Genomic DNA, 23430 nt, shown 5'->3' with positions numbered 1-23430 from the left:
TGGAGATAATGATCTGGATCTTTTCCAAAATGGAAAAAGTCATCCAATCGACCCGGCAATTGACGATTGCGTGTTAAGACCCCAAAACACGGGCTAATATCAGACATTCAAGTTCGTTTAGGGGAGCTGACAGATGACAGGCCGCGTCGATGCCCATGGATTGCAAGTTGCCAGGGTTCTTTATGACTTCGTCAATGAAAAGGCCCTTCCGGATACCGGCGTCGATCAAGACCATTTCTGGAAAAGCCTGTCCAGCCTGATCCACGATCTGGCACCGAAGAACCGGGCACTGCTGGCAAAGCGCGACAGCCTGCAGGAAAAGATCGATATCTGGCACAAGGCCAACCCCGGTACTCCGGACATGGACGGCTACAAGACCTTCCTGACGGAAATCGGTTACCTGGTGCCGGAAGGTGCGGACTTTGCCGTTGGTACCGCCAACATCGATCCGGAAATCGGCTCTGTCGCGGGCCCGCAGCTTGTCGTTCCGGTGATGAACGCGCGCTATGCGCTGAATGCCGCCAACGCCCGCTGGGGCTCTCTTTACGATGCGCTTTACGGCACCGATGCGATGGGCTCTCTGCCGGCCGGCAAGGGATTTGATCCGGCACGCGGTGCCGAGGTGATCGCCTATGCACGCAAGGTCCTGGATGAAGCGGCACCGTTGGCTGATGGAAGCTGGTCCGACGTGACCGGTTTTGCCGTTGAAGGCGAAGCTCTGGTTCTTTCCACCAAGACGGGCTCCACGAGCCTTGCCGACGGTTCGCAGTTTGCCGGCTATTCCGGGGACAACGCTGCTCCCTACAAGGTCCTGCTGGTCAGAAACGGTCTGCACCTTGAAATCGACATTGATGCGCAGCATCCGATCGGCAAGACCGATGCCGCCCACATCGCCGACGTGATCCTGGAATCGGCCATGTCGACGATCATGGACTGCGAGGATTCCGTTGCCGCTGTCGACGCGGAAGACAAGGTCGTCGTCTACACCAACTGGCTTGGCCTGATGAAGGGCGATCTGGAAGAAACCTTCGTCAAAGGCGGCGAGACCGTTACCCGCCGCATGAATGGCGATCGCAATTACACCGCTCCCGACGGCTCCGCGCTGTCGCTGCACGGTCGCTCGCTGCTGCTGATCCGCAACGTCGGCCATCTGATGACCAACGATGCCGTACTCGACAAGGACGGCAACGAAGTGCCGGAAGGCCTCCTCGACGGCATGATCACTTCCCTGATTGCGCTGCACGACATTGGTCCGAACGGCCGGGAGCTCAACAGCCGCGCGGGTTCGGTCTATATCGTCAAGCCGAAGATGCACGGACCGGAAGAAGTGGCATTCGCCTGCGAGATCTTCAACCGCGTTGAAGATGCGCTGAGCCTCGAGCGCAACACGCTCAAGATGGGCATCATGGACGAGGAACGCCGCACCACGGTGAACCTGAAGGAGTGTATCCGCCAGGCCAAGGACAGGGTGTTCTTCATCAACACCGGCTTCCTCGACCGGACCGGCGATGAAATGCACACGTCCATGGAAGCCGGCCCGATGATCCGCAAGGGCGACATGAAGGCCGCGACCTGGATTAGCGCCTACGAGAACAACAACGTCGATGTCGGACTTGCCTGCGGCCTGCCGGGCCATGCGCAGATCGGCAAGGGCATGTGGGCGATGCCTGACCTGATGCATGCCATGCTGGAGCAGAAGATCGGTCATCCGATGTCCGGCGCGAACACGGCCTGGGTTCCGTCACCGACCGCCGCAACGCTCCACGCGCTGCATTATCACAAGGTCGCCGTGAAGGATCGTCAGAACGAGCTGAAGAGCCGTGCTTCCGCCAAGCTGGAAGACATTCTCTCCATTCCTGTTGCCGAACGTCCCAACTGGGCACCGGAAGACATTCAGGCAGAACTCGACAACAACGCCCAGGGCATTCTGGGCTACGTCGTCCGCTGGGTTGAACAGGGCGTTGGCTGTTCGAAGGTGCCGGACATCAACGATGTCGGCCTGATGGAAGACCGTGCAACACTGCGCATTTCTTCGCAGCACATCGCCAACTGGTTGCACCATGGCGTTGTCGGCCGAGAGCAGGTTCTGGAGACCATGAAACGCATGGCCGCTGTCGTTGACGGCCAGAATGAAGGTGACCCGCTCTACCGGCCGATGGCGGCGGATTTCGACGGCTCTGTCGCCTTCCAGGCAGCTTGCGAACTGGTGTTCGAAGGCACCAGCCAGCCAAATGGTTACACCGAGCCGGTGCTGCATCGCCGCAGGATCGAGTTCAAGGCGAAAACCGCAGCCTGACATTTGTCACCAGGTCTTGAAGTTTCGGCCGCCGGGAGCGATCCCGGCGGCCGAAATCGTTATGATCCCCTGTTCCCGCATGGCGTGTTGCTTCGCTTTGTGCTGCGCAATACGGGAATGGTAAACGGGTAAAAATCGAAGCAAACTGTCTTGGATCGAAAGCGTACAGTTTCCGGAAAATACTCTCGCATTTACAATCAGTTAAAACAATTTACCAACTGTTATCCATATTGCATGGGATATAGGTGTTTTTACTACTTTAGAGCAGAAAAACGCTATCTTGCATCATCTGGAGTTGATGATGCTAACCGTCCTGTCTTGCATAGCTTTCGAGCATGACCCGTTGTTTGTTGCCCTGGCGGTAATAATCCTGACGGTCGGTGCCGTTTTGACTATGCGGCTGTTCGCCCGTGTCCGGCGGACACAAGGCGATCTCAAGTATCTCTGGCTGCTGTTGTCCGGCCTGATCGCCGGCGGTACGATCTGGAGCACGCACTTCGTTGCCATGATCGCCTACAAGAGCCCGTTCATTCTGGGTTACGATCTCAAACTGACGGCCTTCTCGCTGGTTATCGCCATTGCCGGCACGACAGCAGGACTTCTTGTCAGCAGTATTTCCCAGCGCTCGGCACTTATCGAGGTCGGGGGTGTCATCTTTGGCGCCTCTATTGCGGCGATGCATTTCATCGGGATCAAGGCGCTTCAGATATCCGGCATCATGATGTTGTCGACGCCTTTCGTGGTGGTTTCCGTCGTTTTGGCCTGCGTCTTCTGCCTCATTGCCACAAGCCGTGTCGCCCGCCCGGTGACACGCTACTGCAAATACGGGGCTGTACTCAGCCTGATCCTGGCTGTGGCCAGCCTGCACTTTGTTGCGATGGCTGGTGTCGAAATTCTGCCCCTGCGACTGGATGGCAGCGTCAAGGACCTTGTCTCCAACCAGTTGATCGGCATCTCGGTGGTCTTCACCATGAGCGTCCTGTTGCTGTCGGCGATGATCACCTATTCGATCGACAGTGCAAACTCCCAGGTTGCCGAAAGCAGGGTCAACCACATTACCCATCACGACCCGCTGACCGGTCTGCCGAACCGCCGGGCACTCGACCGCCATCTCGATAGTTTCCTGACAAGGTATGCTGCCGACAATGCCCGGGTCGTCGTGCTCAACTGCAGTCTGAGCCGGTTCAAGGAAGTCAACGAAGTTCATGGCCATGCGTGCGGAGATGCTCTCCTGCGGCACGTTGCCAAGCATCTGTCGGAGAACCTGGAGCCCGATGAATACATCGCCAGGAACGGCGGCGTCGAATTCGTGATCGTCGGCAAGCCGGTCTACTACCGGGGCTACATCCTTGACCTTTGCAAGCGCATCCAGAAGCTGGTCGCTCGGCCACTGCTATGGCAGGGCGAAGAAATCCGCGTCAGTTGCAGTGTCGGCTACGCGAACTATCCCGATCACGCATCGTCGGGTGCGCAGTTGATCGAAGCCGCGGAGCGGGCCATGCACCGTGCCAAGGCTGCCGGCGGCAATGCCGCGCTTTGTTATGACGTCGAGCTAGATCAACAGACCCGCGAGCGCAGTGCCCTTGCCATGGACCTGCGCAATGCCCTGAAGAACGGCGAGTTCGAGCTTTATTATCAGCTTCAGAACGATGTCATGACCCGGGAAGTCACCGGCACGGAAGTTCTGCTGCGCTGGAACCACCCGCAGCGCGGCATGATCCCGCCGTTCGAGTTCATTCCGATTGCGGAGGAGACCGGCCAGATCCGTGAAATCGGCGCCTGGATCATTCGCACCGCCTGCCGTGAGGCAGCGTCCTGGGACAACCGGGTCAAGATCGCGGTCAATGTGGCGCCAGTGCAGCTTGCCGACAGCAGCTTTCCGGATATCGTTGCCCACGCCTTGAAGGAAAGCGGCCTGTCGCCGGAGCGTCTCGAACTGGAGATCACCGAGACCGGCATCATCGCTGACACATCGCATGCGCTTCAGATCATCCACCAGCTGAAACGTCTCGGCATTCGCATCGCCATGGACGACTTCGGCACCGGCTATTCGTCGCTTGCCACACTGCAGGCCTTTCCGTTCGACAAGATCAAGATCGACCGGGAGTTCGTCAAGGATCTCGGGGGCAACAAGCAGTCAGAAGCGATCATCAAGGCAACGATCATTCTGGGTGAAAGTCTCAATATTCCGGTGCTGGCCGAAGGTGTGGAAACGGAAGACCATCTCGGCTTTCTTGCTTCGCAAGGGTGCAACGAGGTTCAGGGCTTCCTGTTCGGCAGGCCCATGCCGGTGGCCGACGTCCGCCGTGCCTTAATGGCATCAACCGCCATCCGGGTCGAAGAACCGGTTCCGCCCGCTGAGCCCGCGCAGGACATGACCCTGATCAGCAAGGTGGCCTGAGGCAACCTTCTTTCCCGTCATCCCATGGTTTGACCAAGGGATGACAAGGGCATGGGCCGGGCAAAGGAATACCGCCTTGCCGGCCCTGATCCCCTTATAGCGGCAAAGCCGGGCTTTCCTGAAACCCGAGATGCAGTTCGTTGCCGGTATAGGGATGGGCCCGCGCGACGTCTTCGTTCAGATCATGCCCGAGGCCCGGTTCGCTTGAAGGAATGACATAGCCGTCTTCCCATCGAATAGGCGTCTTCAAGAGGTCGGCATAGAACCCGTCGAAGGTCCGGATGGATTCCAGCACCAGGAAATTCGGGCTGCAGGTTGCCAGCTGGATGTTTGCGAGCGCCACCAGCGGTCCGCAATAAAGGTGAGGGGCTATCTGCGCTGACCGGCATTCCGCCATGGCGGCAATCTTCTTGGCTTCCAGAAGGCCGCCGACGCGGCCGAGGTTCATCTGCAGGATACTGGCCGCACCGGTTTCAAGCACGCGGGCGAATTCATACTTGGTGCACAGACGCTCACCCGTCGCAACTGGCATGGAGGTAAACCGCGCAACCTCGGCCATGTCTTCGGGCTTTTCGGGCGGGATCGGCTCTTCGAACCAAAGCGGATCATAGCCCTCAATCCGGCGTGCAAGCCGCTTGGCTCCGGAAACGGTGAACTGTCCGTGGGTACCGAAAAGAAGGTCGGCCCTCGTGCCGACGGCATTGCGGATCTGCCGGCAGAAGGCTTCCGAGCGTTCCAGATCGTCAAGGCTCGGCTGGTGACCATCGTAGATCGTATAGGCACCGGCCGGGTCGAACTTCACCGCCGTGAAACCCTGGTCGACGGCCTTGACCGCCGCTTCGGCCGCCATGTCCGGATCGTTGTAGACATTGGGTTTCGACGGGTCCGGATAGACATCGCCATCGGAGGGATAAAGGTAGGTGTAGGAGCGCAGGCGCTCATGCACCCTACCGCCCAGAAGCTGATAGGCCGGCTTGCCGGCGGCTTTGCCGATGATGTCCCAGCAAGCCATTTCCAGACCTGACAAAACGCCCATCACGGTCACATCAGGTCGTTGCGTATATCCGGCACCATAGGTCTTGTGCCACAGCTTCTCGATATGATGCGGATCTTCGCCCTCGAACTGGCGCTGGAACACGTCCTTCGCCATCTCGGCCACCAGGTGCGGGCCGAAGGTGGCGTTGTAGATCTCGCCATAGCCTGTGATGCCGCAAGCGGTCACCAGCTTGACGAAGATGAAGTAGCGCCCGCCATGGCGCGGCGGGGCGTTTTCGACGACGAAGGTCTCGATTTGGTCGAGTTTCATGTTGGTCCGCTTAGCTCGCGTTGCTGATCGTGATGGACTTTACCTTGGTATAGGCATCGAGGCCTTCCCAGCCTTTTTCGCGGCCGTAACCTGATTTCTTGTTGCCGCCGAAAGGCAGCTCAAGCCCCCCGGCCCAGTAATCGTTGACCGACACCTGGCCGCAATCCATTGCGCCGGCAACCCGCATCGCCCGCCCGACATCATTGGTATAGACGCTGGCAATCAGGCCAAAGTCTGTACCGTTTGCAAGGGCGACGGCTTCTTCTTCGCTTTCGAACAGTTGCACCGACAGGACCGGGCCGAAAATCTCTTCCTGAACCGCCGGATCGTTCGGTGCAAGGTCCGCAATTACCGTTGGCTGGAAGAACCAGCCTTTGCCCGTCTCCGCGTCGCCGGTAGCGTCGCCTCCGGTCAGGATGTTGGCACCGCGCGCCTTTGCGGCATCCACATGGGCCTTGATGCGGGTCAGGTGCAGCTCGGAATTGATGGCCCCCATGTCCGGAGCCGTCAGTCCGTGACCGGTCCTGATCTTGGCGGCTCGTTCCGCAAGGATGGAAAGCACTTCGTCGCGGATCGATTTATGCAGGATCAGCCTGGATCCGGCCGAACAGATCTGACCGGCGTTCGAGAAGATTGCCCAGTAGGCTCCGTCGGCGACCTTTTCCGGATCGGCGTCGGCAAAGGCGATCAGTGGTGACTTGCCGCCAAGTTCCAACGTCAGGCGGGTCACATTCGGGGCAGCCATCTGGGCAACATTGATACCAGTGGTGACGGAGCCAGTGAAGGTCAGCTGCTTGATGCGCGGATCGCGCGCCATCTGCGCGCCGACATCACTGCCCAGGCCGGTGACCACATTTACCAGCCCTTCCGGCACCCCGGCCTCGCAAAGCAGTTCCGCCATGACCAGCGCGGTAAAGGGCGTGGTCTCGGCCGGCTTGGCAACAACGGAACAGCCCGCGGCAAGGGCAGGGGCGACACCGCGCGCGAAGGTCGAGGTGGGATAGTTCCAGGGAATGATGTGTCCTGTAACGCCGACCGGTTCGCGCACGGTGAAGGCGGTATAGGCCGGACCAAGATTGACCGATCGGCCATCGAGCTTGTCGGCAGCGCCGGCGTAATATTCGAAAAGGCGTACGGAGGACTGAACGTCACCCTGGGCCTCGGCCAGCGTCTTGCCGCTGTCGACCACCTCTATCACGGCCAACCGGTCTGCGTTGTCGCGGAAGACCCGGGCAACATTGTTGAGGATACGGCAGCGCTCTGCCGGTGAGACTTGCCGCCAATGCAGGGCTGCTTTCTCGGCAGCGTCGATGGCGTTATCCATATCGGTGTCGGACCCGAGAGAAAATTCGGCAAAGGCTTCTGCCCGGCCCGGATCGAAGCTTTCCATCTTCTTGTTCGAGGTCGGAGTGCGTTTGCCGGCAATGAAATGCCCATCGGGCAAGGCATCCAGCTTGCCGGTGGTCAGATAGTCTTGGGCGATGTCCTGAACGGTCATGAGAGGGCTCGCTTCTGGTCTTCTAGAATGAGATCGGCTCCCTTGAGAGCCAGCATCATGGTCGGGGCGTTGGTGTTGCCGGAGGTGATGTTCGGAAAGGCGGAGGCGTCGGCAACGCGAAGCCCTTCAATTCCGTGCACCTGCAGCCGGCTGTTGACGACGGTTGTCTCGCGGTTCTCGCCCATGCGGCAAGTCGATACCGGATGGAAGACGGTGCTGGCCCGGGCGCGGAAGTCCGCCAGGATGCCGTCGCCGTCGAGTTCTCCGAGGTTCGGAGCGATGGGGTTTTCGACAAGCGCGCTCAAGGCCTGGCTTGCCATCAGCTTCTGGCAGAGCTTGCCGCCATCGATCACGGTCTGGCGGTCTTCCTCGGTCGCCAGCGAATTGGGCTGGATCGAAGGCGCCGCACTGGCATTGGCACTTTTGATGTCGATGCGGCCGCGGCTCGTCGGGCGGGCCGGCTGTGCGCAAATGATGAAGCCGTTGAACGGATCGATGCTCAGCCGTGTCTTGTCCTTGTAAGGCCTCAGGCGATAGCTGATCGGATTGAAATAGAGCTGCTGGTCCGGCCGGCTCAGCTCGGGGCGCGAGCGCAGGAATCCGCCGCACTGGTTGACGGATAGAGCCAGAGGACCCTTGCGGGTTGCTGCGTATTGCATGGCGGACAGGGCCTGACCCAGCAAGGGACGCAGGATCGCATTGAGTGTCGGTTCCTTGGCGCGGAAGGTGAAATTCGCAGCCAGATGATCCTGCAGATTGCCGCCGACATTGTCATTGGCCTGGATCACCGGAATGCCGAGCTCATTCAGCAACCTTCCCGGGCCGATGCCGGAAACCTGAAGCAGTTGCGGCGAACCGATTGCGCCTGCCGCCAGGATGACCTCTCGGCCGGCAAGCAGGGTTTCCCCGCTCAGGAGTTCGACGCCGACAGCCGTTCTTCCTTCAAACAGGATGCGGGCAACCTGGGCCTGTGTCCGGACGCTTAGGTTCTTGCGGGCAAGGGCAGGATGGAGATAGGCGCGTGCGGACGAACACCGGCGGCCATCTTGCGTGTTGATCTGGTAAATGCCGCCACCTTCGGGAGCATCACCGTTGAAGTCGTCACTCCAGGGCAGGCCCACTTCGCGGATCGCGGCAAAGAAGTGCCGGTTCACCCTGTGGATCTGGTCGGACACATTCTGGATATGGATCGGTCCCTCGCCTTGCTTCACACCCTCGCAGGTCACCCGGGTTTCAAGGCGCTCGTAAGTTGCCTTTACATTCGCCCAGCCCCAACCTGCCGCGCCGGAGGCCTCCCAGTCTTCGAAATCGCCAGGCAGACCTCGGCAATAGACCATGGCGTTGATCGAGCCAGAGCCACCCAGCAATCGACCGCGGGGCCAGTAGACACTGCGCCCGCCGAGGCCTTCGTCTGGTTCGGTCATGAAGCGCCACGTGCGTTTTGGGTCGGAATTCAGCTTGCCATAGCCGAGTGGCAGCGACACCCAGGGTGAGGCATCGGACCCACCGGCCTCCAGCAGCAGAACACGCGTCTGCGGATCTGCGCTCAGGCGTTCCGCCAGGATACATCCGGCCGAACCGGCTCCCACGATGATGTAATCGACCTTGTCCATGATGCGCTGCCGGTTGACCGCTGTTTTGGAGAAGTGTCTGCGAGGATGGAAAATTCCTGAAACGAAAAAATATTTGGTATAGCTTTGAGAAAATTTGAAGGAGACGCTTGTTGCACAGGTGCGAATTCGTTTCAGAAAATGAAAACAGCTTCCGCACCTGATGATAAAAGGAAGACGAAATGGCCTACAGCCTGCCACCGCTCACATGGCTGCGCGCCTTCGAGGCGGCTGCGCGCCTGGGGAACTTCACCCGGGCAGCGGAGGAGCTGCTGATCACTCCGGCTGCCGTCAGCTATCAGGTGCGTCAGCTGGAGCAACTGTTGGGATATCCGCTGTTCGACCGCGTCCATCGGGAGCTGGCGCTGACCCGGCTGGGCCAGACCTATCTGCCGACGGTTGAAAAGGCATTCTCAGATCTTTCGATTGCCACCGTCTCGGTCTTTGGCGAGCGCGACCGTCAGCCGGTTCGCTTCCGCTGCCTCAACAGCTTCGGCCAGCTCTGGATGATCCCGCGGCTGCGTGCGTTTCAGGAAGCACATCCGGGCATCGACCTGCAGATGATCTCGGCCTCCTGGGCGGAAACTCTCAGCCCGGAACTGTTCGACATCGATATCCGCTTCGGCGACGGCAGCTGGACTGACGGAGTGGTGGCGTTTCTGTTGAACGACCCGATCATTCCGGTCTGTCATCCAGATCTGGCGCTTGACCCTGGCAAGCGTGAAATCGAGGCGCTGGCGGAAGCAACCCGGCTCGACATCATGGGCGTGATCGACACCTGGGAGAGCTTCTTCCGCAGCCACGGGCATGCGGTTCCAAAACGCAACGGCCTGCAGGTCGACCAGACCCTCTCGGCCCTGGAACTGGCTGCTCTCGGCCATGGACACGCTCTGGTTCTGGAAACGCTGGCCCAGCCGTATCTCGACAGCGGCCGGCTGATCCGTTCATCGGACAAGAAGATAAAGAGCCGGCACAGCTACTATCTCGTCACCGACGGCTCGCGTCAGGCACTCGGCCCCGACGCCCAGATCTTTTGCGACTGGATGTTCCGGGAACTTGGCGGCGAAGCGGGATGAGGAACTTGTCCAGGGACACGAACTGCTTGCCTGGTTGATCGCAACGAACTCCGGTTCATTCTTCGAGACGCCGCTCCTCAGAGTTTGGTTTGAAAGTATCAGAGGACGCAGTTGACGTGGGTCGTATAACGAACTTGCGCCTTGCTCAGTTGTCACAGTCGCCCCGGGCACCCCTTTCGGATCAGACATTCAGGATGAGGAAGAGAGTTTGGCTGAGCAAAAGCTCATCCGCTCAAGCTGCAAGATTAATCCAGCGAGAAGGTGAACTCGAACAACCGGTCAATCGGGTCGAGCGGTTTGGGGTCGCGGTATCGATTGAGGTCCAGCAGGCCCGCCTGAAGGGTGTCCTGGTCTTTCAGGGCGGTCTGGATCCGGTCGAAGTCGGTCCAGAATTCCGGGTCGGTTCTGCGGACGCCAAAACGGTCGACAAGCTTGAGGAAATCATCTTGTGACCTGATCTCCCGAACCGTCTCCACGAAGGCCGGCAGCTGATCCTGTTTCACCTTGAACATGAAATTCGGATAGCTGCTGAACTGGCCGGGCACGACCGTCACGCTGTCGTTCTGGGGTTCGCGGCGCAGATCCTCGTTGAAGATGAAGGCAACGTTGCTGTGGGCCATGTCATGCACCAGGGTAAAGACCTGCGTGTCCCGTTCCGTTTCCACGAGCAGAACAGAGATATCAGGCAGGAACTTTGCATATGGCGCAGGTTTCTGGGCAAGCGGGCGTAGTTGCCCGGCAGGCGTGTCACTGGACGCACAGGCATTGCCGGTGCAGCGGTTGATAGGGTCTTGTTCAGCCCACAGGCCAGCAGGTTCGCGCAGCAGCTCGGTGAGGAACTCCTCCTTGGGATCGCTGGTGGAAAAGTCGATACCTGTTGGAGACCTGGTGTCGAGCGCGCTTTCCTTCCAGAGATCGACCATGCTGACAAGCGGACCCTGATACCAGCTTTCGTGCAAGGGTTTGCGCACTTGTGGCGGCAGGAACGACAGGAAGGTTCGCTCTCCTTCACGGCGCAGGCTGTCCATATAAAGGCGTGTCGTGAGTTGGTGTTCCACGTTGCCGAAGACATCGAACCCGGCAACGAGATTGTAGTAGATCCGCTCGAACAGCGGGAAATCGATTACCCAGGCGGTTTCGGGCACCGCGCCGACGAAGCCTGTCACCACTGAGGCGGAAGAGAAATTACGGTAGACGGTCAGACGGGCATCGACTTCGGAACCGTCACCTTGCCAGATGTCACCGTAGTCGGGGCCGCCTTCCGCCAGGAACTTGCGTTCATACCGCCCCTTGCGAAACTCCTGATACTTGACCGGTCCGAGCGACAGGAAGCCTTCCAGACGCTTGGACAGTTTTCCCTTTGACTGGGCGACCGGCAGTTCGAGGATCGGGGTCGCGGCTTCCAGGAAGCTCGGGTCGGTGACGGAGAGATCGGCGTCGGGTGTCAGGAAGGAGACCCAGAAACGGTCCTCGATCACGTTCACCGCGACCTGGCCGTAGCAGACCGGACCACGAATGAAAGAGCGGACAAAATAAAGCGCTTCGTCCAGCAGGAACTGGTAGCGGCTGCGTGCAGGAATGGCGCGGAAGGTCGACAGCGGGTTGCCGCCTGCAGCCGTTGAATAGGGCGGCAGGCTCGCAATCTCCCAGTCGCTTTTCAGGAACAGGTCTTCATAGCGGTTCAGGCGTTTGGACCCGATCTCATAGACCATGTGCTCCTTGTGCAGGATGGTGCCGTCAATCGGGATGAGCCTGTAATGAAAGGGGCCACCTGGATCGTCAAAGGGGCGGCGCGAGGCAATCTCATCTGGAGGCGAGCCGGTCGCGGTTCTGGAACGGATTACGCGGAAGAAGCGGTTCGGGTCATCGCCTTCCAGGTGCAGATGGGCCAGGAACAGGTGTTCATAGATATAGCGCGCGACAAGTTTCGACCGTTTGTCGCCGCGGTTGAAGAACGTTTCGACGGTGTGCACCGACTGTTCGACACTCTGTGGCAATCCTTTGCCGGCGTCAGGTGCAGGTGCCCCGTCCCTGGCCCAGGACAGCAGGGTCTCGTAGTCGCCATCTGCAAGCGGCGCCATGGCAAACGGCATGCCGCCCTGCGGGTGTTCCTTGAGATAGTCATTCACCTTGCCGGGCATGGCGCAGGTGTTTGCACGTAGCGTCGAAATGTCGATGTCGTCAGGAAGCGGCGCTCCGAGCTTGAACGAATTCTTGCGGCCGGCCAGCAGCAGTTGTTCCAGAACGGATGGCCCGTCCTGTGTGCCGACAACGTCGAAGAAACCCTTGGCGCGCCAGCCCGGAACAGACTTTGCATCGATCCCGAGGCGTGTCATCGGAGCATCTTCCAGACGCGAGGAATCGTAGACTTTCTGCTTGCTTGCTCCGCGCATCCAGCCCGCGGCGGATGACAGCTTGAGCTGACAGGGCGCGTCATAGCAGCCGTGGCAGACGACGCAGCGCTTGTTGAGGACATCGAGAGCTGACGTATCCTCCTGCGCCGATGCAGCGCCGGCACAGCAAATCAGCAGTATGGCGCGAAACGCCTGTTTCAGGATCCGGGACCAGAGAGCCTGAAGGCGGCCGGCCGCAATCATGCCGGAGGCATCAACCTTCATCGTCTTCCATCCGTGGACGGGTCACCCGGCTCGGGTCGTCAGGTCCCTTGTAGTTGAACAGGTACGCCCAGGCGGCATAGGCGGTGATTGCCGCCATGATGTAGACCCAGGTGATATTGCCGAATGCATATTCCACTCCGGTCCAGCCGGCGCAAAAAGCGACCAGAACAATTCTGCGCCAAAGCGCATCAAACCAGGGATGTTCTACGGGACCAAACACAGTTTTGCCTTCCTTTTGCGTCATCTGAGCCGAGCTGCCCGGGCTTGCTGACGTAGCGGGAGCCTCAAGAGCTTGCAAAATCAGGCAAAACTTGCCTGCCATCACCTGATTACACCTTGAAACTGGCTGCTGAACAAGGGAATGTGGCGTACCACTCCCGGCCACGGAAATTCATGTTGATAAGAGGAGCCTGGCTTCCGACATGCTGACTGCGCTTGATCTCCTGACAGCTAATGACACGCCAGGTCAACACCCACCTTCCTATTACGCTGCAACTGCCAACAGGCAAACGGCTCACCCGGTTCTCGATGGCTCACACACCTGCACGGTCTGCGTCATCGGTGGCGGTTATACGGGGCTATCGGCTGCATTGCATCTGGCTGAACGGGGTGTTGACGTCATCCTCCTGGAAGCCAACCGGATCGGGTGGGGCGCCTCGGGCCGCAATGGCGGCCAGGTCGGTTCCGGCCAGCGCATGGACCAGACGGTTCTGGAAGAACGCCATGGCAAGTCTCACGCCAGATTGCTGTGGGACCTTGCCGAGGATTCCAAGGCGCTGGTCAAGGACCTGATCATCAAGCACCAGATCGCCTGCGACTACACGCCGGGGATACTGCATGCCGATCACCGCAAGAGTTTTGTCGAGGAAAGCCGGGACTATGTCGAGCATCTCAGGCTCGTCTACGGCTATGAGGACATTCGCTTTGTCGGTCCGGATGAAATCGGCGAGCAGGTCGGCAGTCCCCGGTACTACGGCGGCTCTCTGGACACGGGCGCAGGCCATTTGCATCCGCTCAATTTCGCACTGGGTCTCGGGCAGGCAGCCGAAGCGGCAGGGGCCAGGATTTTCGAGGAAACCAAGGTCACCGGCATTGACGGTCAGGGCACAGGACGGATCACCGTGAGGACGGGACAGGGCGACGTTCGTGCAGAGCACGTCATTCTGGCGTGCAACGGTTATCTCGGCCGCCTTGACCGGCAGACAGCCGCGCACGTCATGCCGATCAACAATTTCATTGTCGCAACGGAGCCCTTTTCGGAAGACGAGGCGCAAAAGATCATCCGCAACAACGTCGCCGTGGCCGACAGCAAGTTCGTCATCAACTACTTCCGTCTGTCGGCAGACCGCCGGCTGCTATTCGGTGGCGGTGAGAATTACGGCTATCGCTTTCCGGAAGACATCAAGGCCTTCGTGCGCGAACCGATGCTGGAAATCTTCCCCCAGCTCAGCGACGTGGCCATCGATTACGGCTGGGGCGGTACGCTGGCGATTACGCCCAAGCGCATGCCCTATTTCGCAAGGATTGCGCCCAACATGCTGACCGCAGGTGGGTACTCCGGCCACGGCGTTGCCATGGCAACCCTTGGTGGTCAGGTGCTGGCGGAAGCCGTGACGGGAACTGCGGGTCGCTTCGACGTCTTTGAAAAACTGAACGTACCGGCATTCCCCGGCGGTGACCGGCTCCGCTTCCCGCTTCTGGTACTTGCCATGACGTGGTTCTCTCTGCGGGACAGGCTCGGGTTCTGAGATGCCGCAGAGCCGTACAGAAGCGCGCCGGACGATCGGCAGTTACTGGGAAGCCAGCGTTCCGCAGGTCAAGCTGGACCGGCAGCTCATCGGCAACGCGCTTTTCGATGTTGCGATTATCGGCGCTGGGTTCGCCGGGCTGAGCGCTGCGCTACGGCTCGCGCAGGCAGGCGTTTCCGTGTGCGTTCTGGAAGCGGAACACGTTGGTTACGGCGCTTCGGGCCGCAACGGCGGATTTTGTTGCCTGGGTGGTACCAAACTCGATGAACGCCGCCTCATCAAGAAATTCGGCCTCGAGGAAGCGCGCCGTTTCGTTGCCTATCAGGTCGCGGGCGTCAATCTGGTTGCCCAGAGACTCGACAGCTGGGGTGTTGACGCCGACCGCCATTCCAATGGCGAAATCTATCTTGCCCACCGGCGGAAGGATTTCGCCGGCTTTCAGGCGGAAGCAGCGTTCCTGAAGGAGAACTTCGGCATCAAGGCCCGAGTGCTTTCCAAGACGGACCTGGACGCGGAAGGCTATGGCGGGCCGACATTCCACGGCGGACTGCAGGTACCCTACGGCTTTGCACTCAATCCGATGGCCTATGTCCAGGCTCTGGCGGATCAGGTGCGCCGAGCCGGTGGCAAGATCTTCGGCAAGTCGCCGGTGACAGGGATGACCCGGGACAATGACCGCTGGCAACTGGAGACCGAACACGGCTTCATCCGGGCCCGGAAGGTTGTCCTGGCGGGTAATGGTTATGCACGCGAGGATGCACCCAAATGGCTGCACGGGCGTACGCTGCCGGTCATGTCGTCAATCCTGGTGACCCGCCCCCTGAGCGAGGGCGAACTTGCCACACAGGGCTGGACCTCCGACACCATGGCTGCCGACACTCGTAACCTGTTGCATTATTTCCGCCTGTTGCCTGACCGGCGGTTCCTGTTCGGAACGCGCGGCGGCATTTTCGAAAATGCCCAGTCGCTCACGGCGATGTACAAGCGTGCAAGGTCGGATTTCGACGAGATGTTTCCTGCCTGGGCGGGCATTGAGGCCGAACACAGCTGGTATGGACATGTGTGCCTGGCGCGAAATCTGACCCCCTTTGTTGGGGAAGTGCCCGGTCTCGGCGGCGTCTATGCCGCAATGGGGTGGCACGGCAGCGGCATAGCAATGGCATCGATCTCGGGGGAGAAGGTCGCCGGACTGATCCTGGGCAAGCTTCAGCCGGAAGATCTGCCGGTTGCCCTGCGCCGGCCTTTTGCAAGGTTTCCCCTGCCGTCACTGCGCAAACTCTATCTTCAGGGCGCTTACTGGTGGTACGGCTGGCAGGACAGGTAAACCGCAGATCTGCATTCGCCATGATCCGGGACCATTGAAGACAGAAATCGGATGCTTATGACTGATACCATGATCGTGCGGCAGGCCGAGCTTCGGGACCTGGAAGCCGTTTACGATATCTGCCTGAAAACCGGCCAGGCCGGGCGCGACGCGACGGATCTTTATTCTGACCCCGCATTGATCGGCCATATCTACGCAGGGCCCTATGTGGCTTTGAAAGGTCCGATCAGCTTTGTCGCTGAAGATGATCTCGGCGTATTCGGCTATGCCGTCGGCGTCAGCGATACACGGGCTTTCGAGCGCGAATTGGAGCGGGAATGGTGGCCGGCTTTGCGGGAACGTTACCCGGAACCGGTGCAGCAGGAACCCGTGCAGTCAGCAGATGATCAGCGGATCCGCACGATCCACAATCCTTCGCCCGTGCCACAGGCCGTCATCGATGAATATCCGGCGCATATTCACATGAACCTCTTGCCGCGTGCGCGCGGGAGGGGAGTTGGCACCAGGCTGCTGGACGCCTGGATTGCCGCTGCAAAACTGAAGGGTGTATCGGCTGTTCATGCCGGGGTGAGCGCTGCCAACGATGCCGGGCTCGCATTCTGGACAGCACGGGAGTTCCATCCGGTTCTGACAGTCAGCAACAGCGGATCTCATGGCACCATCTGGTGCGGGCGAAGCTTGTAGTCGCCACAGGCCAACGAGGCTTTAGCTCCGCATAGTTCGCACTGAATGTTGTGGTCACGGGAGAGCGAAATGCCTGCAACCACGAAAACGGAATTGCTCGCCGCAAGCGAGAGCGAGTTTTCAAAGCTGCAAACGCTCCTCGATGACCTGCCCGCGATGCTGCGTCTTGAAAAGGATGCGGACGGCATATCGCCAAAGGATATCGTCGGTCACCGGGCCCACTGGATAGACCTGTTTCTGGGCTGGTACCGGGACGGCCAGGCCGGCAGACCGGTCTGGTTTCCGGCCAAAGGCTACAAGTGGAACGAGACACCCAGATACAATGCCGACTTGCGGCAAAAGCAATCCGGTCTTTCCTGGCGATCGGTGCGATCCCTTCTGGAGGGAAACCATGCCGAACTGCTCGCCCTCGTGGAAAGTCTGGAGAATGACGAACTCTACGGCGAACCGATGAAAGGCTCCAACAACAAGTGGACGACGGGACGCTGGGCGGAAGCCGCCGGTCCAAGCCATTACCGGTCGGCTTCGAAATATCTTCGCCAACGTCTTTCTCAGTTTCAGGAGGAAAGAGACCGGCGCAATTCCGATGTAAGGGATCAGTCCGGGTCGATCTGAGCCTTGCGTCTGACAACGGCTACGTTGACCTCCCGCCATATCTCGAAACCCAGCTTGCGGTAGAGGGCAATTGCTCCGTGATTGTCCGCATAGGCGTGAAGGAACGGAATGTCGCCGCGGTTCCTGATGACTTCAGTCACATGAAGAGAGAGCTCGGATGCCAGGCCTCTGCCTCGGAAATCGGGATGAGTGCAGATCCCGCTGACTTCCGTATAGCCGTCGAGGTTGATCCTGCTACCCGCCATTGCAGCCAGACGGCCGTCCAGCCTGATGCCGAAGAAAGTGCCCAGCTCCGGCGTGCGAGCGGTGAACGGACCCGGTTTTGTCAGCGTTGCAAGCTCGACCATCTCCGGGACATCGGTTTCATCCAGCTGCACGATTGAAGTCGGTCGGGATGGGCCGGCTGACGGGGAAACTTCCACCATGAGAACACCCAGCGCGGTAATCTCTGCCTCAAGTTCATGGGGCAGGGCGATGTCGTCCGCCTGCAGAATGAACGCCCGGTCGTCACCCGGTTGAATCAGTTCCGCCAGCGCGGCCAGAGCTTCGGGCGAGTTGTTCGCCGCTGCCGCAAAAGGGGAGATGGCCGGATCGAAACGGCGGGCAAGGTCGCCTCCCTGGCTGAATTGCGCATGCCGGGAGGTCAGGGCTGACCAGACAACCCGCTTCAGAAGGCTGTCCCGGCTCGGTTCATTCATAACTGCGTGCATCTTCGAGCTCATAGTGTTGTGAAATCAGATCCCATCGCTTCAACACGTCCCGGGCGACATCGGGCACATAACAGCGCTCGTAATCCGGGCCTTGAAACGCGATGATGTCGTCAAGCGAGCGGAAACTCATGATGGTGATGAACTCCACCTCGGTTTCCAGGTTCCTTCGAAGGACCTCGATGCCGAGATAGCCGGGAATGGCTTTCGCCTCGATGCCCGGAATGACCTGTGTCGTGAGAACATGGGCATAGGTGTCGGCCATGCCGGGGTCTGTCCAGCCGTGCCAGATGCGCTTGATCATCGTTCAAGCTCCGGGGGTGTTTGCAGAGAGTTCCAGTCCTGCAAGGGCCTGTCCTTGCAGCGGACGGACAGCGGCCTCGTGCAAAGGGCATCCTCCAGACCTGCAAGCTGGTCCAGCAAAGGACCTTCCAGACTGTTGCAGGCATCGGCAACTGCCAGTGTGATCGCGGGCCAGAGCGTTTCTTTCAGATGGGCGACGAGGGCTACTCCCTTGTCGGTCAGGCCGATTGTCGTCACGCGACGGTCCTGTTGCGAGGCAACGGATTCAACCAGTCCATCCGACTTCATCTTGTTGATCGTTCTGGTAACGCCCGGTTGGCTCTGGCCAAGGGTCTTCGCCAGATCGCCGATACTCAGCGGGCCTTGCCGGTCGAGTGCGGCAAGAACAGGGTTGTGCGGCGTCGGCAGACTGGTGTCGGCAAGCTCGGCCGCAACGATCTGCGTTTGTGCCTGCAGCATTTCCCCGATCCGTTTCAGCCGGCTGCCCAGGGTGGCATAGCCAAGCGCGCGGACGACATCTTCGCTCATGGGTCACTCCATTTACATAACTTGATATATAACTAGTTATATAAATTCGCAAGACCTGGTGGGTGAAGAACTTGGAGACTGACCTAAGGCGGAGATGTGGAAGGTTGAAAAACCTCGCCCTACCAGTAGCACTGGCGGGGCGAGGTGATGGTCAACAGTTGACGAAGAAGCAGCCTAGTCGAATTCCGGTCCGCGTGCGCGGTACGGAGTGATTTCCTTCCAGGCCCGCATCAGCGTGTCCAACTCGTCGTCGCCGTGCGGCGGCATTACGATCTGCAGCTTGACCAGAAGGTCGCCATGACCACCGGTCTTGGTCGGAAGGCCTTTGCCCTTCAACCGCATGGACTTGCCGCTGGAGGCATTGGCCGGAATGGTCAGGTTGACGGCACCGGACAGGGTCGGCGTACGCACCTTTGCGCCCAGGACAGCTTCATAAAGTGTCAGAGGCAGGTCGAGGTGGAGGTCGGATCCCTTCACTTCGAAAAGCTTGTGAGGCTTGAAACGGATCTCGACCAGGGCGTCGCCTGCAGGGCCGCCGTTTTCCCCGGGGTGCCCCTGGCCCTTGAGCCGAATCTTTTCGCCTTCGACCACCCCCTTGGGCAGGGTAACATTCACCGTCTTGCCGCTTGGAAGCGTTACCTGGGTCTTGCCGGAGTTGACGATGTCCTCCAGCGAGGCGCGGGCGACGATTTCCGCATTGGCGCCTTTTGTCTTGGGCGGCGCCTTCGCACGGGCGCCTCCGCCGAAACCTGCGCCGGGTCCAGCGCCTGCACCTGCGCCGGCGCGTGCACGGCCACCACCGAAACTGCCGAAAATGTCGTTCAGAATATCGTCGAAACTGCCGCCGCCACCAGATGTCTTCTGGGTGCGTGCACCGCCGAAGTCTTCATATCCGGAAAAGCCGTCAAAACCATGCGCCTGATAGCGCTGCTTGCCCTCCGCATCGATTTCTCCGCGGTCGAACTTGGCACGTTTTTCCTTGTCGCCGACAATTTCATAGGCCTGATTTGCTTCGGAAAAACGCTGTGCGGCCGTCGGATCATCCTTGTTCTGATCCGGATGGTATTTTTTGGCCAGCTTCCGAAAGGCCTTCTTGATTTCGCTCTCGCTGGCAGATTTTGCCACCCCGAGAACGCTATAGGGATCACGCATTCGTCTCACCAGGTTCCTAAGATTTTCCGGCAGGCTGCCCCGCGCACTGCTCCGTTCGGCGAGCCGAACACAAGCGTGCAAGTTTAGCAGGTCATGCTTGACCGGACTTGTCCTCTATATCGGGATGGATAGGAAAAAATTCCAGACCCCGAATTCGTCTTGAGGACCTTCCGGTTTTAGCGGTTTTTTGACGGGGTTCAAGCTTCGGCGACGGTCAGGCTGGTGACCGCGAATTTTTGCGTGATGTCCCGGCAGGCCGTGCCGGAGTACAGCTTGATGCCGACGATGGTATTCGCCGTCGTCTGAAAGCCGAGACAGCCTGTCTCGCTGTAGGTGGAGGCATTGATGTTCGACAATGTGCCGGAATTGCCGCTGATCGCGTTGAGCCACGTCAGTGACAAGGCCTGCGTCGGCGTTCCGGCGGCAAGGTCCTGGCTGATAGTGTCGAGGTTCTGCGCGATCACAGACCGGTCGTCCTCGTTGATATCGGCATAGGCGACGTCGGATGCGGACGGAATGGAGCCGGTCAGGACTGTCGGGGAATCGATGTTGTTGCTGCCCACCGGAACGGACAACTGGCTACAGCCGCCAAGTGCGGTTGCAATGGCCATGCAAAGTGCGGCTAAGGGTTGGATCTTTATGTGCCCGGCAGTATATGAACGCATACGATACATTTTTCAGGCAGCCCCCCGGTCCGGCTTATTCGAGCCGCACTAAAGGCTGTCGTTTCCTTCGACAGGTTACCGATGACAGACCTTAAAGATCCCCCTGAAGAGTTAACAAAAGGTGACTTTACAGAGGTAGTGAAGCCATTTGAGCTTTTTGCAGAATGGCTTGAGGACGCCAGGGCTTCGGAGCCCAACGATCCCAACGCACTGGCGCTATCGACCGTCGACCCAGACGGCCTGCCGAATGTGCGGATGGTTCTGCTGAAGGACTTCGACGAACGCGGCTTTGTTTTTTACACAAATTTCGAAAGCGCCAAGGGGCAGGAGCTGCTCTCCGCCGGCAAGGCTGCCATGTGCTTCCACTGGAAGTCCTTGCGCCGGCAGGTTCGCATTCGTGGCCTTGTCGAACAGGTTTCGAACGAGGAAGCGGACGAGTACTACCGCTCCCGGCCGCGCGGCAGCCGGATCGGTGCCTGGGCGTCCAGGCAATCGCGGCCGCTGGAAAGCCGTTTCGCGCTGGAAAAGGAAGTGGCGAAATATACCGCCAAGTTCGGTATCGGCGACATTCCGCGGCCCGACCACTGGTCAGGCATGCGCCTGGTGCCGGTTTCCATCGAATTCTGGCACGACCGGCCGTTCCGGCTTCATGACCGCGTGCAGTTCACCCGAACTGGCGCGGATCAGCCATGGTCCAAGGCGCGCCTTTATCCGTAACGCGCCTGCGACAGGGGCTGAAAGTTTCAAGATGCCGGACCGGTTAAAGCAGGCGTTTCCAGCGGAAGAACAGGAACGTCAGCCCGACTGACGACACCATCAGGCCCAACGAGAACAGGAACCCGAGCTGCCAGTTCAGCTCGGGCATGTTGGCAAAGTTCATGCCGTAGATCGATGCGATCAAGGTCGGTGGCAGGAAGATCACGCTGACGACCGTAAAGATCTTCGAGATCTGGTTCTGCTCCAGCGTGACAAGGCCGACCGTTGCGTCCAGCAGGAAGGACAGCTTGTTGTCCAGTGCGTCGCCGTGTTCCTTGATGGAATGGATGTCCCTGCCGAACATCTTGCAGTCGGCTTCCTGCTCTTCGTTCAGGTTCAGACGTTTGGCATGTGTGCTGAGGTAAAGCATCATCCGCGACAGGCTGGTGCAGACATCGTGCATCTTGGACACATGCAGTCCGATCTGCCCCAGTTGCTTGATGGCGATCTGATAGCTTGCGGTCTTGCGCATGTTGAGGCCGTCGCCGAACACCTGCACTGCCAGTTTGTCATACCGTGCTGACGCGCTTTCCATTTCATCGGCACACCGGTCGACGATGATGTCGAGCATCGTGAAGAGAACAGCCGGCCCCTTGTGGGCGATAGTCGAATCAGCCTGAACCTTGCGCGACAGAAGGGCGATGGATTTCGGTTCGCCATAGCGCACAGTCACCAGCCGCTTGGCATTGACGACAAATGTGACAGACGAAAGCGCCGGGTCGATCATCTGCGTGGCGATCGGAAGCTGCGCGGTCATCACCACGGCGCCGGGTTCCAGGTAAAGGCGTTCGGAGGTTTCGATGGAGGCGATCTCGTCCCGTGTCGGGATTTCCGCGCCCATCAGCTTTTCTGCTGCCTTTTGCTCTTCCTGCGTCGGGGCGATCAGGTCGATCCATACAGACGTGGTCGGAAGGGGGGCGCCGGAGGCAAGCTCAAGACGCTCCAGACCTTTGACGGTCGGGCAGTAGGCAATGATCATGCAGGCAATCTCCGCCGAAGGACACGGAGCGTGCCCTGTTCGGCGGCAGTTTGCCCAACAGATCGGAAGACGGCAACCGTCTGAAGAAAGTGATTTTGCGGCACCCCGGCGGGGCTTGGCCGCTTCAGGATGGCGGACATTCAATCGTCACCGATTGTATGTCCGAACGCTATCCTGGACCGGTCACGCCGGCCGTCAAACAGCGTCTCGAAACAACATGGCAAGCTGGCCGTCACCAGCGGCTTGCCGCGTCTTCGGACGCTATAGCGCAGCGGCTCAGTTCTTCTTTTTGGCCACCGTGCCCGAATTCTTGCAAAGGGCAGCTGCATTGAGGGCTGCGATGCCGACGGGCTTGTAGAGGTTCACCAGTTTCGCATCGGCGCTTTGCTTCGGGGCAGGGCGGGCAGATTGCTCAGACATTTGTCTCGTCCGTTGTCTTTTCCAGTGCCCGCTCTCTGGGTTAAAGTTTACTTGGCTCGCGGGCGGTGTGCATGTCGTATCCAATTGCGGCAAACGGAAGGCAGAAAACACGCCTTTCAGCCGGTTTTCGCAATGAATGTGAAAAAGCATGCGCTTATTGGCGGAAATCGGCCAGTCAAAAACAATAACAAGATGTAACGAATCCCGGCCGGATTTGAAGTAATACAGTAAGGATTTATTTACGAATTAGGCCTGCCAGTCATTTGAGCAAGTATATGACTGCCCATTCATATGAAATAGCTTCTGTGATTCCGTAGTGGAGAGCCCCGCAAGGCACTGCAGAATCCTAGCAGCGATCGCGCGTAGCTGAGCAGTACCGTCGTGGCACAAAGGCCCAGTCCGGCCAGCATCAATGCAGAAGAGATCGAAGCTCCCAGAAGGATCATCAGGCCTCCTGTGCCGAGGCCTATGACCAAGAGGGCAATGGTTGTCCGCAGGTAATGATAGTGGGCTTGCAGCCAGCGTCCGCCCGGTTCGGCATAGAGGATCGCAAATGCCAGGGCGATGGGCGACAGGAGTATCGTCAGAACCAGCAGGTGGCACAGGCAGATATTGGCAGAGCCTGGCCGAAACAAGCCAAATGGTGAAAACGCCTTTTGTTTTCCGTCACCGGCAGCGCGGTGTTCCTGTTCGCTCGCCGTATGACGGGACCGCAATCCGGTCATGCCTTACCCCGATTTGCAA

Annotated in this window: 21 protein-coding genes; 8 read left to right on the top strand and 13 right to left on the bottom strand. The window is 59.3% G+C overall.

Annotated features, from left to right (window positions below; translation table 11 throughout):
• The first annotated feature begins 133 nt into the window (after positions 1-133).
• On the top strand, positions 134-2296 hold the full coding sequence (locus B0E33_RS05510; protein ID WP_077290644.1) for a malate synthase G: 2163 nt from the start codon (positions 134-136) through the stop codon (positions 2294-2296).
• Between the two features lie 298 nt (positions 2297-2594).
• Positions 2595-4697 (top strand): putative bifunctional diguanylate cyclase/phosphodiesterase, encoded by a 2103-nt coding sequence (locus B0E33_RS05505; protein ID WP_077290643.1) that lies wholly within the window; start codon positions 2595-2597, stop codon positions 4695-4697.
• A gap of 94 nt (positions 4698-4791) precedes the next feature.
• Here the strand turns inward: B0E33_RS05505 and B0E33_RS05500 are convergent, their stop codons facing one another.
• Genes B0E33_RS05500 through B0E33_RS05490 form a run of 3 tightly spaced genes read right to left on the bottom strand, consistent with a single transcriptional unit; the run spans position 4792 to position 9114 of the window.
• A complete protein-coding gene (locus B0E33_RS05500) occupies positions 4792-6003 on the bottom strand; it encodes a mandelate racemase/muconate lactonizing enzyme family protein (RefSeq protein WP_077290642.1) in 1212 nt (403 codons plus the stop codon).
• A 10-nt stretch (positions 6004-6013) separates the two neighbouring features.
• Complete coding sequence (locus B0E33_RS05495; RefSeq protein ID WP_077290641.1) at positions 6014-7501, bottom strand: aldehyde dehydrogenase family protein; 1488 nt, start codon at positions 7499-7501, stop codon at positions 6014-6016.
• Positions 7498-9114 (bottom strand): GMC family oxidoreductase, encoded by a 1617-nt coding sequence (locus B0E33_RS05490; protein WP_077290640.1) that lies wholly within the window; start codon positions 9112-9114, stop codon positions 7498-7500. The genes B0E33_RS05495 and B0E33_RS05490 overlap by 4 nt, the downstream gene beginning before the upstream one ends.
• Positions 9115-9293: 179 nt before the next feature.
• On the opposite strand from B0E33_RS05490, the gene B0E33_RS05485 reads away from it, so the two are divergent.
• Complete coding sequence (locus B0E33_RS05485) at positions 9294-10187, top strand: LysR substrate-binding domain-containing protein (protein ID WP_077290639.1); 894 nt, start codon at positions 9294-9296, stop codon at positions 10185-10187.
• 245 nt (positions 10188-10432) lie between these two features.
• On the opposite strand, the gene B0E33_RS05480 is transcribed toward B0E33_RS05485, so the two are convergent.
• Complete coding sequence (locus B0E33_RS05480; protein WP_077290638.1) at positions 10433-12805, bottom strand: fatty acid cis/trans isomerase; 2373 nt, start codon at positions 12803-12805, stop codon at positions 10433-10435.
• Entirely contained in the window at positions 12795-13025 is a 231-nt protein-coding gene (locus B0E33_RS05475) for a hypothetical protein (RefSeq protein WP_208984440.1), read from the bottom strand. The genes B0E33_RS05480 and B0E33_RS05475 overlap by 11 nt, the downstream gene beginning before the upstream one ends.
• Positions 13026-13227: 202 nt before the next feature.
• Between B0E33_RS05475 and B0E33_RS05470 the strand changes: the two genes are divergently transcribed.
• The 4 genes from B0E33_RS05470 to B0E33_RS05455 all read left to right on the top strand — a co-directional run bounded on the left by B0E33_RS05470 (position 13228) and on the right by B0E33_RS05455 (position 17176).
• Positions 13228-14553 carry an NAD(P)/FAD-dependent oxidoreductase gene (locus B0E33_RS05470; RefSeq protein WP_062490063.1) on the top strand — a complete coding sequence of 442 codons (1326 nt, stop codon included), beginning with the start codon at positions 13228-13230 and terminating at the stop codon, positions 14551-14553.
• Between the two features lies 1 nt (position 14554).
• On the top strand, positions 14555-15877 hold the full coding sequence (locus tag B0E33_RS05465) for an NAD(P)/FAD-dependent oxidoreductase (protein WP_077290637.1): 1323 nt from the start codon (positions 14555-14557) through the stop codon (positions 15875-15877).
• A 51-nt stretch (positions 15878-15928) separates the two neighbouring features.
• Entirely contained in the window at positions 15929-16561 is a 633-nt protein-coding gene (locus B0E33_RS05460; protein WP_206051409.1) for a GNAT family N-acetyltransferase, read from the top strand.
• 69 nt (positions 16562-16630) lie between these two features.
• A complete protein-coding gene (locus B0E33_RS05455) occupies positions 16631-17176 on the top strand; it encodes a ClbS/DfsB family four-helix bundle protein (protein ID WP_077290636.1) in 546 nt (181 codons plus the stop codon).
• Here B0E33_RS05455 and B0E33_RS05450 read toward each other — a convergent pair.
• The 5 genes from B0E33_RS05450 to B0E33_RS05430 form a co-directional block, all read right to left on the bottom strand.
• Positions 17158-17886, bottom strand: coding sequence for a GNAT family N-acetyltransferase (locus B0E33_RS05450; protein WP_206051408.1), 729 nt, complete (start codon positions 17884-17886; stop codon positions 17158-17160). The genes B0E33_RS05455 and B0E33_RS05450 overlap by 19 nt on opposite strands.
• Positions 17867-18187 carry an antibiotic biosynthesis monooxygenase family protein gene (locus B0E33_RS31350; protein ID WP_023001833.1) on the bottom strand — a complete coding sequence of 107 codons (321 nt, stop codon included), beginning with the start codon at positions 18185-18187 and terminating at the stop codon, positions 17867-17869. The genes B0E33_RS05450 and B0E33_RS31350 overlap by 20 nt, the downstream gene beginning before the upstream one ends.
• Positions 18184-18714 carry a MarR family winged helix-turn-helix transcriptional regulator gene (locus B0E33_RS05440; RefSeq protein ID WP_062490054.1) on the bottom strand — a complete coding sequence of 177 codons (531 nt, stop codon included), beginning with the start codon at positions 18712-18714 and terminating at the stop codon, positions 18184-18186. The genes B0E33_RS31350 and B0E33_RS05440 overlap by 4 nt, the downstream gene beginning before the upstream one ends.
• Positions 18715-18888: 174 nt before the next feature.
• Positions 18889-19866 carry a DnaJ C-terminal domain-containing protein gene (locus tag B0E33_RS05435; RefSeq protein ID WP_023001831.1) on the bottom strand — a complete coding sequence of 326 codons (978 nt, stop codon included), beginning with the start codon at positions 19864-19866 and terminating at the stop codon, positions 18889-18891.
• Positions 19867-20063: 197 nt separating this feature from the next.
• Complete coding sequence (locus tag B0E33_RS05430; RefSeq protein ID WP_077290634.1) at positions 20064-20477, bottom strand: RT0821/Lpp0805 family surface protein; 414 nt, start codon at positions 20475-20477, stop codon at positions 20064-20066.
• A gap of 135 nt (positions 20478-20612) precedes the next feature.
• On the opposite strand from B0E33_RS05430, the gene pdxH reads away from it, so the two are divergent.
• A complete protein-coding gene (gene pdxH, locus B0E33_RS05425; RefSeq protein WP_031269667.1) occupies positions 20613-21248 on the top strand; it encodes a pyridoxamine 5'-phosphate oxidase in 636 nt (211 codons plus the stop codon).
• A 43-nt stretch (positions 21249-21291) separates the two neighbouring features.
• Here pdxH and B0E33_RS05420 read toward each other — a convergent pair whose 3' ends face one another.
• The 3 genes from B0E33_RS05420 to B0E33_RS05415 all read right to left on the bottom strand — a co-directional run bounded on the left by B0E33_RS05420 (position 21292) and on the right by B0E33_RS05415 (position 23411).
• Entirely contained in the window at positions 21292-22266 is a 975-nt protein-coding gene (locus B0E33_RS05420; RefSeq protein ID WP_055658081.1) for a magnesium transporter CorA family protein, read from the bottom strand.
• Between the two features lie 276 nt (positions 22267-22542).
• Positions 22543-22686, bottom strand: coding sequence for a hypothetical protein (locus tag B0E33_RS31085; RefSeq protein ID WP_023001827.1), 144 nt, complete (start codon positions 22684-22686; stop codon positions 22543-22545).
• A gap of 287 nt (positions 22687-22973) precedes the next feature.
• On the bottom strand, positions 22974-23411 hold the full coding sequence (locus B0E33_RS05415; RefSeq protein ID WP_023001825.1) for a hypothetical protein: 438 nt from the start codon (positions 23409-23411) through the stop codon (positions 22974-22976).
• Between the last annotated feature and the right edge of the window lie 19 nt (positions 23412-23430).

Origin of the sequence: Roseibium algicola, from assembly GCF_001999245.1 — a bacterium.
GTDB classification, from domain to species: domain Bacteria; phylum Pseudomonadota; class Alphaproteobacteria; order Rhizobiales; family Stappiaceae; genus Roseibium; species Roseibium algicola.
This window is presented reverse-complemented; position numbering and strand designations above follow the sequence as displayed.